The sequence below is a fragment of the Ruegeria sp. HKCCA4812 genome (assembly GCF_013034245.1).
Taxonomy (GTDB): domain Bacteria; phylum Pseudomonadota; class Alphaproteobacteria; order Rhodobacterales; family Rhodobacteraceae; genus Ruegeria.
This window is the reverse complement of sequence record NZ_WQFQ01000004.1, coordinates 60281-74795: the sequence shown is the minus strand read 5'-3', so window position 1 is coordinate 74795 and position 14515 is coordinate 60281. Positions and strand designations below refer to the sequence as shown.

Below are 14515 nucleotides of genomic sequence, written 5' to 3'. Positions count from 1 at the left end.
GCTCCGATCCGAGGGTTAACGTTGCGTGGCAGGTGATTCGCGGTAAAATCACTGTTGTGATTCTGTTAAAGGCGGTTTTTGGTTAATGAAGTGCTCTGTTCTGGCGTTGTCTCTTTTTCCGGCAGCTCTTGCCGCTCAGGCGACGCAGATCACGCCCACCCATCAACATGGGTCCGGTCAATTGGAAATCGTGTTTACGGACACGGAATTTACGCTGTCCCTTAAGGTTCCAAGCATTGACATAATCGGGTTCGAGACCCCGGTGGCAAGTGATGACGAGCGTACGCGCGTCGCCATCGCGATTTCCGAACTGTCCAAACCACTGGATCTGTTTGTCGTCCCGCCCGACGCCGTGTGCTTTAACGCATCTGCAAACGTGATCCTGACGCATGATATTCCGGGGCAGCAGGACAACGCGGGCGAGGGGGGCGCGTCATCCGTGCCGGGCGAACACTCGGAATTCCAGGCTGACTACGTTGTTCAATGTCAGGATATGGATGCGCTGACCACGATGGAATTTGCGTATTTCCAGCGGTTCAGCGGGACAGAGAAGCTGAACGTTCGCGTCGGATCAGGCGCGGCGACCAGCACCCATGAAATCACGCGCGCCGCGCCCAGTCTCGATATGACGCAATTCCGTTAGAGATGGTGCTTGTACGCCCGTTTGGCGTTTTGAAGCGCGCAACCGAAGCAGTTGAGCCAAGATTGCCTCGTCCATGCCTGGGGCTGCGCAGAAAACGAACACGCTGGATTGAAGGCGGAAAAACTGCTCCTCGGTGCGATCCTTGAATGCAGCAATGAGCGAAACTCACAGATTATTTATTTTTCACAAATGGTTATGGCCTTTCAGGTTGCCGGACTTCGCTGAATCAAAAGTCTCCAATTGAGGCAAAGATTAACGAATAAGGGCACAAGAATCGCATGTATGACAAGTTCTCGCAAAACTTATGCCAATATCCAAATCTATTGGTACATCATCCTGCCGATCTGTTGACTAGTCCGGTTTTAATGAGGGGGTATCTCGGCAGGGTTAGGGGGATGCCCGTTCAGGCCCTTCATGGGCCGACAAAACGCGGCATCCCCTGCCGTATCGTTTTCGACAAGTCCACTAACCGATATTGTCAGTCGATCTTGTTACGTTGCGCGTGCGGGGTGACGCCAAAGCTTGACCGGTAGACGCGCGAAAAATGGCCCGGGTTTTCAAAGCCGCAGGCCACGGCAACCTCGGTGACGGATGCTTCGGTCTGAAGCAACAGTTTCTGGGCGCGCTCCAGCCGCATTTCCATGAAGTATTTCTTGGGCGACGTGTTGAGGTATTTTCCAAACAGCCGCTCAAGCTGCCGGGTTGAAATGCCAAGCTCTTCTGCAATGAACGAGGGGGAAACCGGGGTTTCGATACTGTCCTGCATGATGGTGATCGCCTTGGCGAGGTGCGCATTGCGCATTCCGTTGCGTGATTGCAGGGAAACCCGTTGTTTGGCCGTGGCATTGCGTACCGCGTTGTAGACCATCTGATCCGCCACATCGATGGCGAGTTCTTCACCGTGATCGCGTTCGATCAGGTGCAGCATCAGATCCGCTGTTGCGGTCCCGCCGGATGCGGTAATGTGCTTTTCATCGGCCACGAACACGCTGCGTACCAGGTTGACCTCGGGAAAGGCTTCCATGAACGCGTCGTGATATTCCCAGTGGATCGCTGCCTGCATTCCGTCGAGAAAGCCAGCCTCGGCCAGCACCCATGCCCCCGAGCACAGGGCGCCGATTTTCGTGCCGCGCGCGCGTTCGCGGCGTAGGGTTGCAAGTAGGGGGCGGGTGACGTGGTCACGCATGTGAATGCCCGACAGAACAAACAGCTGATCACATTTGGCCAGGCCCTGAAGGCCGGAATGCACCAGCGTGATGGATCCGTTCGAGCACACGGCCTGCTCGCCATGTTCGGACACAAAGGACCAGCGGTACAGTTCTTCGCCGCTCACAAGATTGGCGATCCGCAAGGGTTCGACCGCGCATGAAAACGCAAGGTGCGAGAACTCCTCGACAAGGATGAAAGTGATGTGCCGCGTCTGAGGCATGAGCAGTACCGTTTGCAAGCTGGGACAAAGTCCGGAACATGAGTCGATTTCGCAGGCACCTATGCTGCACGAATTTTTATTGTATACAAGTTGTATTTTTATGGAATACAAAACCGTGACCGCACGCGATTCGACCGCGTTCGCCGAACAGAAGGATGAGGCCAAAGCATGAAAGACGAAGCCAAGTCTCGTAAAAGCGCGCTGAGAGAGCACCTGAGAGTGTCCATCCTTACGCTGCGCCTGCGCCCGGGCGCGGATCTGGACGAGGCGCATTTGTCAGAGGAATTCGGCTTGTCGCGCACGCCGCTGCGCGAGGTGTTTCGACAGTTGGCTGGCGAAGGCTATCTGGATCTGCGGACAAACCGCAGCGCCCGGGTTTCCGAGATGTCCTATACCACCCTGCGCGACTTCTTCCTTGCTGCGCCGATGGTATACGGAGCGATCCTGCGTTTGGCGGCTTTGAATGCGTCGAACGCCCAGATCAATGATTTGAAAGAGGCCCAGCAGGCGTTCAAGGCGGCCCTTCGGTCCGGGTCCGGCGAGGACCGAGCCTTGGCCAACAACCGCTTTCATGACGTGACCGGCGAAATGTCCGGCAATGTCTACCTGCTGCCGTCGTTCAACCGGTTGCTGATCGATCACGCTCGGATCGGCATGACGTTCTATAGGCCACAGACCGGTGAAATGTCGGAAAACCTGTCGCTGGCCAGCCAACAGCATGATGCGATCATCGCAGCCATCGAGGCGCGCGATGAGGCGACGGCGGCCAGGCTGGCGGAAGATCACTGGAACCTGTCACGCGATCAGATCGAGATGTTCGTGATGCCTGACGCGCTGGATGTCCCGATGGGAATCCCGCCCCTTTCGAAACCTGCATGAGGACGGAATGAACCCGATTTTCAAGTTTGAGGGGATCTATACCCCTGTGGTCACGCCTTATCACGACGATGGCAGCGTGAATTGGGACGCCTTGTCCGACGTGATCGAATACCTGATCGAAAACGGCGTGCATGGCCTGATCTCGGGTGGTTCGACCGGTGAGAACTATGCCCAGACCGTCCACGAACGTGTGGAACTGGCCCGGTTCACGCATGAGCAGTTGAAGGGCCGGTTGCCATTGGTGGTTGGCACAGGCGCGATGCTGACGCCGGATTCGATTGCCCTTGCCGCCGGCGCGCGCGAAATCGGCGCCGATGCGATCCTGCTGGCCAGCCCGCCGTATTCGGTGCCGACTGATCGGGAAAACGCGCTGAATGCGCTGGCCATCGACAAGGCCGCCGATCTGCCTGTTATGCTGTACAACTACCCGCACCGCACCGGTACGATGATGGGCGAAGAGTTCCTTGACCGTGTGGGCCGCAGCCGCAACTTCTGCGGCATCAAGGAAAGCTCGGGCGATATCAACCGGGTGCATTTGCTGGCCCGCGACTATCCGCATATCCAGCTTGGTTGCGGAATGGACGATCAAGCGCTCGAATTCTTTGCCTGGGGTGCGCCGTTCTGGGTGTGCGGCGGGTCGAACTTCCTGCCCGCAGAACATGTGGCTCTGTATGAGGCCTGCGTGGTCGAAGGGAATTTCACCAAAGGCCGCCGGATCATGTCCGCGATGATGCCGCTGATGCGGGTGCTGGAACAGGGTGGCAAGTTCATCCAGACCATCAAGCATGGCGTCACCATGAATGGAATTGATGCCGGCGCTATGCGGCCTCCGCTGAAGTGCCTGAACAAAGACGACAAACGCGCGCTGGAACAGGTCACGCGCGTGCTGAAAAAGACAATCGCCGACATCGTGGCTGAAGGGTAAGAGACATGGATCTGCTGACACAGGACGAATACAAATCCATCGCCGCGGGCCTGACCCTGCCGACCGGGGCGTTCATCGACGGAGCATTCCGCCCGGCGATCTCGGGTGAGACGTTTGCAACCGTGAACCCGGCCACCGGCGACAAGCTTGCCGATATCGCATCCTGCGGTGCGGCGGATGTGGATTTTGCAGTCGAAAAGGCGCGTGAGGCCTTCGACGATGGCCGCTGGTCGAAACTGCACCCGTCCGAGCGCAAGGACGTGCTGATCCGGTTGGCCAAGCTGATGACCCGCAACGCCCGCGAACTGGCTGTGATGGAAAGCCTCGACAGTGGCAAGACCATCTATGACTGCGAAACCGTGGACGTGCCGGAAACCATCCACTGCATGAAATGGCATGCCGAGGCGATCGACAAGATCTACGATCAGGTCTCACCTGCTAGCGACGACCATATCGCCATGGTCCTGCGCGAGCCGATCGGCGTCGTGGGGCTGGTGCTGCCGTGGAACTTCCCCCTGCTGATGCTGGCGTGGAAGATCGGGCCTGCCTTGGCGGCGGGATGTTCAGTGGTTGTGAAACCCGCGGCTGAAACCTCGCTGACCGCGCTGCGTATGGCCGAACTGGCGATGGAGGCTGGCCTTCCCCGCGGCGTGCTGAACATCGTACCGGGTGGTGGTGCCGACGTGGGCGAACCCATCGGGCGGCACATGGATATCGACATGATTTCCTTCACCGGCTCGACGATGACGGGCAAGCGGTTCCTGACCTATTCGGCGGAAAGCAACGCCAAGGAAGTGGTGCTTGAGATGGGCGGCAAGAACCCGGCCATCGTCATGGACGACGCCGAAAACCTCGACCGGGTGGCGGCGCATGTGGTGAACGGTGCGTTCTGGAACATGGGCGAGAACTGCTCGGCCTCGTCGCGCCTGATCGTGCACAAAGACGTGAAAGCCGAACTGCTGGACCGTATCGCGCATCACGCCAAACAGTGGAACATCGGCGACCCGCTGGATCCTGAAACCCGCATGGGCGCGCTGGTCAGCGAAGGGCATTATAACAAGGTCTGCGGATATCTCGATCAGGCCCAGAACGTGGTGATCGGCGGCAAGGCCGATAAAGGCTTTGTCGAGGCTACCGTCGTCGAAGTGCCCGGCAACGACTCGACTTTGGCGCGCGAGGAGATCTTCGGCCCGGTCCTGTCGGTGATCGAAGTGTCGGGCTTTGACGAGGCCATCAAGATCGCCAATGACACCGACTATGGCTTGTGTGCCTCGATCTTCACCGCAAACGCCAAACGGGCCATTCGCGGCGCGCGGGCGATCCGGGCGGGCACCGTGACCGTCAACAGCTTTGGCGAAGGCGACATCACCACGCCGTTTGGCGGCCACAAGCAATCGGGCTTTGGCGGGCGCGACAACTCGATCCATGCGCATGATCAGTACACCCAGCTGAAAACCATCTGGATCGATCTTGCAGACGATGCCGACGAGGCCGTGGATTGACACGATACGAGGCCAAAAGACTGCCGCGGCAAACTGGTCCGGCAGGGTGGAATGCCATCCTGCCGCCCCAGGACCCTCTGCCGGTGCTCGAACAGGACCTGACCGCCGACATCACCATTGTCGGCGGAGGGTTTGCCGGGCTGACGGCGGCGCGGCGATTGCACCAACTGGACCCTTCGCTGAAGATCGCCGTGCTGGAAGCGGGCCGATTTGCGGATGGTTCGGCGGGGCGGAATTCGGGGTTCATGATCGACCTGCCGCATGATCTGGCCTCGGACAATTACGCAGGCGATGGGCTGGAAGCAGATCGCGCCGCCATTGCCCTGAACCGCAAGGCCATCGCTTTCGCGACCGAGGTCGCCGCCGATTGCGACCTGCCGCAGGAAATGTTCGACCCTTGCGGAAAATACAATGCTGCCGCCACACGGGCAGGAGACGCCCATAACCGCGCCTTCGCCGAGCATCTGACCAAACTGGGTGAGCCGTACACGCTGTATGACCAAAAGCAGATGCAAGAGATCACGGGCAGCCCGCATTATGTTTCGGGGCTGTTTGCGCCGGGGACGGTGATGATCCAGCCCGCAGCTTATGTACGGGCGTTGTCGGGCCAAATGGTTGGCCAAATCAACGTATTCGAGAACTCACCAGTTGTCAGCTTTGAAAAGCAGGGCGCAGGCTGGGTGGTCAACACCGCCAAGGCCAAAGTCAGCACCGGGCGGATCGTTCTGGCCAACAATGGCCATCTGGAAAGCTTCGGATTCTACCAACGGCAATTGATGCATATCTGCCTCTACGCCTCGATCACGGCCCCGCTGACCGAGGCGCAGATCAAGACACTGGGCGGGCAACCGTGTTGGTCGGTGACCCCGGCGGATCCGATGGGCACCTCGGTCCGGCGTATTTCGGGCAGCTACGGGGATCGCATTTTGATCCGCACCGGATCCAGTTTTCACCCGACGATCGAAACCAGCCGGATGCGGTTGCGCAATGCCGGCTGGGTGCATGACCGGAAGTTCCGGGAACGCTTTCCGCATCTGTCGGATGTTCGGATGGAGCATCGCTGGGCCGGGATGCTGTGCCTCAGCCGCAACGGATCCGCGGCGTTCGGCGAATTGGAGGATGGCGTGTTCTCGGCCTGCTGTCAGAACGGCCTGGGCATCGCCCGAGGCACCCTGCAAGGCATGGGCATCGCAGAGCTGGCGCTGCAAGGCGGATCAGAGATCGCGGATCACTTTCTGGCGCAGCCGGATCTTCCGCGTTTGCCGCCCGAGCCTTTCGCCTCGCTTGGGGCGAACAGCTATCTGATCTGGAAAGAATGGCGGTCCGGCAAGGAATGACGTGTGGGCGTCAGGGCAAGCTCAGCTTGGCCATGCGCCCACCGTCCACCGTATAGACCTGCCCGGTGATGAAACCCGCATCCCCGGACGCCAGAAACGCGACGAGCGCGGCAACTTCTTCAGACCGCCCTGTTCGGGCCACCGGGTGGATCTTGGCGATGTCGCGACGGAATGCGGACGGGTCGGGCATCGACTCGATGAAATCCTCGTTCAATTCAGTATCGATCCAACCGGGCGCTACGGCGTTGCAGCGGATACCTTCGCCCCCGTGATCCACGGCTACGGCGCGGGTCAGGCCGTGCAACCCTGCCTTTGATGCGCAATAGGCGGCGTGACCGGGATTGCTGCCTAGGCCTTCGATGGATCCGGTGTTGACGATTGCGCCCTTTGTGTCGCGCAGATGCGGCAGCGCGGCTTTGATCATCAGGAACGGGGCGGTCAGGTTCACCGTCAGGTTGAGATGCCAGTCCTTAAGGCTCATTCCCTCGACCGAGGCTTCCTGCATCATGCCGGCGTTGTTGACCAGCACGTCCAGACGCCCGGCTTTCGCGATCACTTCGCCGACCACCTGCGCGGGGCTGTCGGGAAGCGTGAAATCCGCAGCGATGCCGTGAAATTCGGTGTCCTCACCACGTTGGGCGGTAAAGACCCGTGCGCCTTCGTCGTGCAAACGCCGGGTAATGGCCTTGCCGATGCCGCTGCGCCCGCCAGTGATCAGTGCCACCTTTCCGTCGAACCGTTTCATGATACCGGTTTTCCTCCGTTGACCTCGACGAGCGTGCCGCAAACATAGCGCGACGCGTCCGAGACAAGGAACATGATGACATCGGCGATATCCTCGGGCTCGGCGATCCGGCCCAGCGGCACGGTCCGGCCCAGTTCGGCCACGGCTGTATCGGGGTCAAAGCCGCGCTTTTCAAAGCCTGATCGCAGCATCGGGGTATTCACCTCGTTCGGGCAAACGGCGTTGATGCGGATACCCTGATGGGCGTGATCCATGCCCATGCACTGGGTCAGGGACGCGATGGCCGCCTTGGTCATGCAATAGACCGCATGATTGGGGCCGGGGCGCAGCCCCCAGCAGGACGCGGTGTTGACGATGGCCCCGCCGCCAGCGTCCGCCATGATCGGAATTGCCGCACGACAAATGCGGAACGGGGCTTCGACATTGACACCCAATGACAGAGACCAATCCGCATCAGTCGTATCCGTGACCGACCCGCGCGTGATGACGCCCGCATTGTTGATCACGATGTCAAGCCCGCCCAATGCGGACGCGGCTGCGCCGGGCAGCTGGTCTGCATATTCGGGAACAAGCAGATCACCGGGCAGATGTGCCTCGGCCTCGATGGCATCGACAGCCCGGTCGGCGACGGCGACCCGCGCCCCGGCGTTGCGCAGGCGTTGAACGATTGACGCCCCGATGCCGCCAGCCGCGCCAGTGACCAGAGCCGATTTTCCTTTCAGGTTCATAACGTCATCCATTTTTCAGAAAGATGCGACAGGTGTGCCGAGCAGGCTTTCATCAGGAACCACGCCCAGCCCCGGCCCGGTTGGCAGCGCGATATGCCCGCCCTCGATCCGGATGCCGTTTTCAGGATCGTAGTTGCCTTCGATATATGGCGCAGCCAGCCAGACGCCTTCCAGCAGGTCGGGCCGAACGGTTGCACCGATATGGGTACATGCAGCGGCGATGATATCCCCGCCCCAGCTGTCATCGCAGGTATGGGGCAGGTTGCTCGCCTCGCAGATGTCGCGGAAGGCGCGCATCGGATGCAGGCCGCCGATGCGGGTGACCTTCATGCCGAACCCGTCGACCAGACCGGTGCCCGCAGCCGAGATCACGGTGTTCAGGCTGGTGCTGTTTTCATCCATATAGATACCATGCGTGACCTGAGGCCGGATCTTCCTGAGATCTTCGATTGTGTTGCAGGGCTGTTCCATGATGAAGGGGATTTCGGGGCATTCGCGGCTGACCCGCAGGGCGTCTCGTGTTGTCCAGCCCCGGTTGCCGTCGATGGCCAGACGCATACCCGATCCTTTGACCACGTCCCAAACCTTTCGAATGGTTTCGATGTCGATCTCGACCGGGCGGCCTCCGACCTTGATTTGCAGACGCGGGTAGCCTTCGGCCATTTTCTCGGCAGCCAGTTTCGCGATGTCGTCGGGTGCACCGACGCCCGTGGCAAAATAGGACGGCACCTTGTCCGAAACCGCTCCGCCCAGTAAATCGGAAACCGGAACGCCCAAATGTTTGCCAAGCAGGTCGTGCACCGCAATGTCGATGGCGGCCTTGGCATAACCATGACCGTTCAACAGCCCATCCATCCGGCGATGCAAGGCCAGAGGCAGGACCTCTGTTCCGATCAGGCCCGGGGCCATTTCGACCAGAGCGGCGCGCGCCCCGGCGGCGTGCGCCTCGGCATAGGTCGGGCCAACCGGGCAGGTCTCGCCCCAGCCGATCAGACCGTTGTCCGACACGATTTTGACCAGCGTGGTATCCAGCGCCCAGACCTGAGCGTTGGCCATAGTATAGGGTCCGTTTTTGACCGGCAGGTCGTGGCTGTAGATATGCAGTTCGGCGATCTTCATCTTGGCTTACGTGTCTTGACCGGAAAAAAGGGCCCACCCGGATGACGGGTGGGCAAGTACGGGGAGTGTGGATCAGTATGTTTGGTTCAACTCGTCCGCCGCCGGGATTTCCCTTTCGCGGCGGGCGATATAGTCCAGAAGGGCCTCGTTCCTGGCCTCGTCCAGCTTTGGTTCTTCATATTCGGCCAATAGTTTCTGTGCATGTTTCAGGGCGCGTTCGGTGATCTCAACTTCGCCTTCGGCGACCCATTGTTCGATCGAGTTGTTGTCGAACAGCTCCGGCATAAAGAACGCGGTTTGAAAGTTGTCCTGCGTGTGCGGATGACCCAGATAATGCCCGCCGGGCCCCACATCCGGAACCGCTGCCAGGGCCTGATCGAAATCGTGCCACTTTGGACCTTCCGCCATCCGGTAAGCCATCGCGCATTGTTCGGCGTCGACGATGAACTTGGCGACCGAACAATGCATGCCCGCCTCGTTCCAGCCTGCCGAATGCCAGATATAGTTGGCCCCGGCGTGAATGACCGCGCTGAGCGTCGTGGCGGATTCGTACCCGGCCTGTGCATCAAAGGTCTTGGCCCCACCCAGAGTGTTCGAAGTGCGCCACGGTACGTCGTAAAAGCGCGCCATCTGGCCGATCATGAAGTTCATAAGGCTAATCTCGGGCGTGCCCGCCATCGGCGCGCCGGATTTCATCGATACGGTCGACAGGTAATGTCCCCAGATCGCCGGGCAGCCCTTGCGGATCACCTGCGTATAGGCCAGTGCCGAAAGCGCCTCGGCGGTCAGCTGCGCCACGGTCGCGGGCACCGATGCCGGGGTGTTCGCGCCACCCAGAACGAAGGGCGAGCACAGAACCGGCTGATTGCGGCGGCAGAAGGCCCGCATCGCACCCAGCATGGTTTCGTCCCACACCAGAGGGCTGTTGCCGTTACAGTTGCCGGTGGTAACCGGATGATCGTCAATGAACCCTTCGCCGAACAGGATATCGCACATATCCATCACATCCTCGGCATTCCTGGGCGAGGTGGTCATGCCCATGAAGGTCTTGTCCGAGTATTTCATCGACGAATAGGTGATGCGCAGGTGCCGCTGGCTGATCGGGTGGTCGTAGGGCTCGACAATGTGATGGGCCGAGCTGTGCAGCGCCGGCATCATGTGCGACAGCTTGTGGAACATCGCCAGATCATCCAGCGTCGGGTTGCGGCGTACATCGTCCAGATCGCGCAGAAACGGCGCACCGGTCATCGGCACGAAGATCGCGTGCTTGCCCCCCAGCGCCAGGTTCTTTTTCGGATCGCGCGCGTGATAGGTGAACTGCGTCGGAATGGTCGAGATCAGCTCGCGCACCATATTGCGGTCCAGATAGACCAGTTCGCCGTCAACCTTGGCTCCGGCTTTTTTCCAGTCTTCCAGCGCGATGGGGTCGCGGAACTGAACGCCGACATTTTCCAGAATGTCCATCGCCGCATTGTCGATGCGTTCGACCTGGGTTGCGTCCATGACTTCGCAAACGGGAATGCCTCGGGTCAGGCCCGGCAGCATGTCGAAATTTGGAGCGGTGCGTTGAGCTCGGCGGGCAGAACGTCCGCCGGAACGCGTGGCAGTGCGAGTGGTCAAGGGGCAATCCTCCAATTTTGAAACAAACTGACGGATTCGCGGTGCAACCACCTCTCTGATTGCGATATGTGCTTGCAATAAGCGACACGGGTCATTCCAAATAGTTTTGTCCCTGCGTAACGAAAAGACGCCGGGTCATTGTTACCTGTGTGACCTACTTCACAGCCAGGCAAGTGCATACATCTGCAACAGATAAACGCAGGGTTGTTTCAGAAGGCACTCACTCATGCACAACAAAACAGAGATGCTGATCGTCGGCGCCGGGTTTGCCGGACTGACGATGGCGCTTGAGGCACGCAAGCGCGGCATCAAGGATATCGCGATTTTGGAAAAGGCCGATGATATCGGGGGGACATGGCGCGAAAATACCTATCCCGGTGTCGCCTGTGATGTGCCGTCGCATCTGTATTCCATGGCGACCCATCTCAACCCGCATTGGAGCCGCGCCTATGCCGGTGGCGCGGAAATCCAAGCTTATCTGCAAAATGTCGCGCGTCGGGAAGGGTTGTATGACCTGTGCCATTTCCGGCAGGAGCTGAAATCGGCCAGGTGGGATGGAACGCGATGGCAAGTGGAAACGATGGATGGCCAGCACTGGTCGGCGCGGTTTCTGGTCTCGGCCATTGGTGCACTTCATTATCCCAGCATCCCGGATATCCCCGGCGCCGACAGTTTTTCGGGGCCCAGTTTCCACTCGGCCGAATGGAATCACGATGTCGATCTGACCGGCAAGCGCGTGGCGGTCGTTGGAACCGGCGCATCCGCCGTTCAGTTTGTACCCGAGATCGCCAGGATTGCAGGCCATATCACGATCTTTCAGCGCAGTGCGCCTTACGTGATGCCGCGCCCGGACGGCCCGATTGCGCCCTGGGTGCGCAGCCTTTACGCTTGGCTTCCCATATTGCCCCGCATTCGGCGCAAGCTGATATTCATGATCTTCGAATTTCGCCACCGCGTGTTTCGTGGTGAGGAACGCGCGGTGAATTTTGCCTTGAAAATGTGGCGAAAGGCATTGGAGCGCGCCATCACCGATCCGGCCGAACGGCGGATTCTGACCCCCGACTACCGGATCGGCTGCAAACGTATCCTGAGTTCGAACGATTGGTACCCGACCCTGGCCCGCGACAGTGTCAGCGTTGTTCCGAAGGGCGTCGCTCGAATCGAAGGTGACACGGTCATCGCGGCGGATGGCACCCGGACCAAGGCGGATGTCTTGATCTGGGGCACCGGGTTTCACGTAACCGACGTTGTCGAGCGTCTCGACATTACCGGTACGGACAGGCTGACGCTGCGCTCTGCCTGGTCGGATGGCATGTGCGCGCATCTGGGTACCGCAGTTGCGGGTTTTCCAAATTTCTTCCTGCTTCTGGGGCCGCATACCGGGCTGGGGCACAACTCGGTCGTGCTGATGATCGAGGCCCAGGTTGGCCATATCGGCCGGGTCCTGAGCGAGATGCAGCGCGAAGGGCTGTCCGCAATCACTCCTGACGCCGCAAAACAGGCGGCGTTCACGCGGGAAATGCACAGCCGCCACGCGGACGGCGTCTGGCAGGCCGGGGGTTGTACGTCCTGGTACATGGATGCGGAAGGCCGAAACACGACCTTGTGGCCCGGCACCGTTGCCGAGTTTCAGAAACGCATGGCACAATCAGGGTTGGAGCAATACAGACCCGCCGCCCTTGGCAGTGGAGAAAACTGAATGACAACCGTTCTGATCGTAATCGCCGTTTTTGTCGCCTCCCTGTTTGTCATGAACCTGTGGACACGGAAGATTACCCGCCGCGGTCTTGAAACCGTGCCGCAGCTAGGTCAGATCACACCCGTTCGCGGCGGCAGCATCCACTATGTGGAAAAGGGAAACCCCGAGGCGCAGACCATCGTTATGATCCACGGCTTGGCCGGGCAGTTACAGCACTTTACCTATGCGCTGGTGGATCTTCTGGCCGACGATTACCACGTTATCGCGCTGGACCGGCCGGGATGCGGGTATTCAACGCGCGATACGGCCGAGCTGGCGCAATTGCCCCACCAGGCTGGCATGATTGCCGAGTTTCTGGACAAAAAAGGCGTGGACCGCGCCGTTCTGGTCGGCCATTCACTGGGGGGCGCGGTTTCACTGGCGATGGCACTGGACCACCCGGCCCGGATCGCTGGTCTGGCGCTGCTGGCGCCGCTGACGCATAAACTGCCCGAAACCCCGGCGATCTTCAAACCGCTCGAGATCCGCTCCGAATGGATGCGCAGCCTGATCGGCAACACGCTTGCCGTTCCCCTTGCGTCCAAAACCGCGCCGCACACGTTAAGTGCCGCGTTTGACCCGGAAACCCCGCCTGATGACTTTCTGGACCGGGCAGGTGGCGCGCTTGGCCTGCGACCTTCCGCCTTTGTCACGGCCTCTCAGGACGTTGCCGGCGTCGATGCCAGTATAAACGTGCAGGTCGCGCGCTATCCGAATCTGACCGTCCCAGGGAGCATCTTGTATGGCCGCCAGGACGCGATACTGTCGCCGCCGCTGCACGGGCCGACAATGACCGAATTCGGGCTGAGTTACGAAGAGCTGGACGGGTTCGGCCACATGATTCCGATCACAGAGCCCGAAATCTGCGCCGCCTTCATCCGCAGGATGACCGAAGCGACCACATCCCCCCAGACATCCTTGCAGGACAAGCCATCAGAGCAGGCGTGAAAGAAATCTTGAGGTTGGTTGATTTCCCTCTTGACCCTCCCGGGCCCCTCGCTTAAATCGCCTCTCACTCAAGGCGGAGTAGCTCAGTTGGTTAGAGCAGCGGAATCATAATCCGCGTGTCGGGGGTTCAAGTCCCTCCTCCGCTACCAAATCTCTCAAGTCCAACATCTGATTTCAGAAGCAATTCATGTTCTGTCTTTAGGTTGCCCTGCCATCATTACCACCACTTGGGTTTTCAAAACCAATTGGAAGGAAAAATGATTCAAAATGGATCACTTAAGGAATCCAGTAGCGTAGTGCTCGGTGTGGATTATCAAGCTGCTGGTTTGGCGGTAGCGCTGGACAACGCGATTTTCCTCGACAACTGCAAGCTGCAAGACGTACACCTCCAAGCTTTAGAGGCCTCGGACGGCATAGAAAAAGCGTTGTACAGATCCACGGACGTGCTCCTCGACCAGATATGATCTTTCGATCTGGCAATCTATTGGGCAATGACAACTGATGAACGTCCACAACTGGTGAAGAACGGATAGAAGAAAGAGCCCGGACAGAGCCAAGGATAACTCGCGGCGATCTATGAATGAGCACAAGTTTTGTCGGCCCATTATCCGTGCGGCAAGACTTTGTGAAGATTACCATTGCTGAGATTGACGCAGCCGCTGCGAAATTTCACCTTGTCCGCGCTTTCCCTTTTCACCCAGCGGAACTGAACGTCCGAACTGTGCCGTCTGCGACTTGCTGCGCGAGGATGGAAGAAAATGTCGCAAAGGCAGTTAGTGGCTCATCCCGCCTTACACACAGCACTTCGGATGGGTGGGACGCCAACATTGCTTCAGTTTCCTCAACGATGGTGATTGGCCTTCAGTCTTCGCAAGAGCAAGAAGACCGAGTGTTGTCAGCGC

General features: G+C 59.4%; 14 protein-coding genes and 1 tRNA gene. 10 read left to right on the top strand and 5 right to left on the bottom strand.

Features of this window, described 5'->3' with window-relative positions; translation table 11 throughout:
* The first annotated feature begins 85 nt into the window (after window positions 1-85).
* The gene (locus GOW04_RS12850; protein WP_171206194.1) at window positions 86-643 is read left to right on the top strand and encodes a DUF2796 domain-containing protein; all 558 of its coding nucleotides are present in this window, start codon (window positions 86-88) and stop codon (window positions 641-643) included.
* A gap of 478 nt (window positions 644-1121) precedes the next feature.
* Here the strand turns inward: GOW04_RS12850 and GOW04_RS12845 are convergent, their stop codons facing one another.
* A complete protein-coding gene (locus tag GOW04_RS12845) occupies window positions 1122-2072 on the bottom strand; it encodes a GlxA family transcriptional regulator (protein ID WP_171206193.1) in 951 nt (316 codons plus the stop codon).
* On the opposite strand from GOW04_RS12845, the gene GOW04_RS12840 reads away from it, so the two are divergent.
* Genes GOW04_RS12840 through GOW04_RS12820 form a run of 5 tightly spaced genes read left to right on the top strand, consistent with a single transcriptional unit; the run spans window position 2071 to window position 6715 of the window.
* Window positions 2071-2244 (top strand): hypothetical protein, encoded by a 174-nt coding sequence (locus GOW04_RS12840; RefSeq protein WP_171168785.1) that lies wholly within the window; start codon window positions 2071-2073, stop codon window positions 2242-2244. The two genes, GOW04_RS12845 and GOW04_RS12840, sit on opposite strands and share 2 nt — an antisense overlap.
* Window positions 2241-2951, top strand: a complete 711-nt coding sequence (locus GOW04_RS12835) for a GntR family transcriptional regulator (protein ID WP_171118563.1) — start codon at window positions 2241-2243, stop codon at window positions 2949-2951. The genes GOW04_RS12840 and GOW04_RS12835 overlap by 4 nt, the downstream gene beginning before the upstream one ends.
* Before the next feature lie 7 nt (window positions 2952-2958).
* A complete protein-coding gene (locus GOW04_RS12830) occupies window positions 2959-3876 on the top strand; it encodes a dihydrodipicolinate synthase family protein (protein ID WP_171232813.1) in 918 nt (305 codons plus the stop codon).
* Window positions 3877-3881: 5 nt separating this feature from the next.
* On the top strand, window positions 3882-5378 hold the full coding sequence (locus tag GOW04_RS12825) for an aldehyde dehydrogenase (RefSeq protein WP_171232812.1): 1497 nt from the start codon (window positions 3882-3884) through the stop codon (window positions 5376-5378).
* Window positions 5375-6715: an FAD-binding oxidoreductase gene (locus GOW04_RS12820; RefSeq protein ID WP_171232811.1), complete on the top strand. Its 1341-nt coding sequence runs from the start codon at window positions 5375-5377 to the stop codon at window positions 6713-6715. The genes GOW04_RS12825 and GOW04_RS12820 overlap by 4 nt, the downstream gene beginning before the upstream one ends.
* 10 nt (window positions 6716-6725) lie before the next feature.
* Here the strand turns inward: GOW04_RS12820 and GOW04_RS12815 are convergent, their stop codons facing one another.
* From GOW04_RS12815 to GOW04_RS12800, 4 genes are all read right to left on the bottom strand, one after another.
* Window positions 6726-7460, bottom strand: coding sequence for an SDR family NAD(P)-dependent oxidoreductase (locus GOW04_RS12815; RefSeq protein ID WP_171232810.1), 735 nt, complete (start codon window positions 7458-7460; stop codon window positions 6726-6728).
* Complete coding sequence (locus GOW04_RS12810; protein WP_171233014.1) at window positions 7457-8188, bottom strand: SDR family NAD(P)-dependent oxidoreductase; 732 nt, start codon at window positions 8186-8188, stop codon at window positions 7457-7459. The genes GOW04_RS12815 and GOW04_RS12810 overlap by 4 nt, the downstream gene beginning before the upstream one ends.
* Window positions 8189-8203: 15 nt before the next feature.
* Window positions 8204-9307 carry a mandelate racemase/muconate lactonizing enzyme family protein gene (locus GOW04_RS12805; RefSeq protein WP_171232809.1) on the bottom strand — a complete coding sequence of 368 codons (1104 nt, stop codon included), beginning with the start codon at window positions 9305-9307 and terminating at the stop codon, window positions 8204-8206.
* A 72-nt stretch (window positions 9308-9379) separates the two neighbouring features.
* Window positions 9380-10927 (bottom strand): trimethylamine methyltransferase family protein, encoded by a 1548-nt coding sequence (locus GOW04_RS12800; RefSeq protein ID WP_171232808.1) that lies wholly within the window; start codon window positions 10925-10927, stop codon window positions 9380-9382.
* A 226-nt stretch (window positions 10928-11153) separates the two neighbouring features.
* Between GOW04_RS12800 and GOW04_RS12795 the strand changes: the two genes are divergently transcribed.
* The 4 genes from GOW04_RS12795 (at window position 11154) to GOW04_RS12780 (ending at window position 14077) form a co-directional block, all read left to right on the top strand.
* Window positions 11154-12626 (top strand): NAD(P)/FAD-dependent oxidoreductase, encoded by a 1473-nt coding sequence (locus GOW04_RS12795; protein ID WP_171232807.1) that lies wholly within the window; start codon window positions 11154-11156, stop codon window positions 12624-12626.
* Window positions 12627-13613 (top strand): alpha/beta fold hydrolase, encoded by a 987-nt coding sequence (locus GOW04_RS12790; protein WP_171232806.1) that lies wholly within the window; start codon window positions 12627-12629, stop codon window positions 13611-13613.
* A gap of 72 nt (window positions 13614-13685) precedes the next feature.
* A tRNA-Met gene (locus tag GOW04_RS12785) sits at window positions 13686-13762 on the top strand.
* A gap of 78 nt (window positions 13763-13840) precedes the next feature.
* Window positions 13841-14077: a hypothetical protein gene (locus tag GOW04_RS12780; RefSeq protein WP_171168771.1), complete on the top strand. Its 237-nt coding sequence runs from the start codon at window positions 13841-13843 to the stop codon at window positions 14075-14077.
* Window positions 14078-14515 lie beyond the last annotated feature (438 nt).

Coding starts and splice junctions, on each gene's coding strand:
- GOW04_RS12790 (WP_171232806.1), top strand. CDS start 12,627: ATGACAACCGTTCTGATCGTAATCGCCGTTTTTGTCGCCTCCCTGTTT.
- GOW04_RS12845 (WP_171206193.1), bottom strand. CDS start 2,072: ATGCCTCAGACGCGGCACATCACTTTCATCCTTGTCGAGGAGTTCTCG.
- GOW04_RS12840 (WP_171168785.1), top strand. CDS start 2,071: ATGAGCAGTACCGTTTGCAAGCTGGGACAAAGTCCGGAACATGAGTCG.
- GOW04_RS12795 (WP_171232807.1), top strand. CDS start 11,154: ATGCACAACAAAACAGAGATGCTGATCGTCGGCGCCGGGTTTGCCGGA.
- GOW04_RS12810 (WP_171233014.1), bottom strand. CDS start 8,188: ATGAACCTGAAAGGAAAATCGGCTCTGGTCACTGGCGCGGCTGGCGGC.
- GOW04_RS12830 (WP_171232813.1), top strand. CDS start 2,959: ATGAACCCGATTTTCAAGTTTGAGGGGATCTATACCCCTGTGGTCACG.
- GOW04_RS12835 (WP_171118563.1), top strand. CDS start 2,241: ATGAAAGACGAAGCCAAGTCTCGTAAAAGCGCGCTGAGAGAGCACCTG.
- GOW04_RS12850 (WP_171206194.1), top strand. CDS start 86: ATGAAGTGCTCTGTTCTGGCGTTGTCTCTTTTTCCGGCAGCTCTTGCC.
- GOW04_RS12805 (WP_171232809.1), bottom strand. CDS start 9,307: ATGAAGATCGCCGAACTGCATATCTACAGCCACGACCTGCCGGTCAAA.
- GOW04_RS12815 (WP_171232810.1), bottom strand. CDS start 7,460: ATGAAACGGTTCGACGGAAAGGTGGCACTGATCACTGGCGGGCGCAGC.
- GOW04_RS12825 (WP_171232812.1), top strand. CDS start 3,882: ATGGATCTGCTGACACAGGACGAATACAAATCCATCGCCGCGGGCCTG.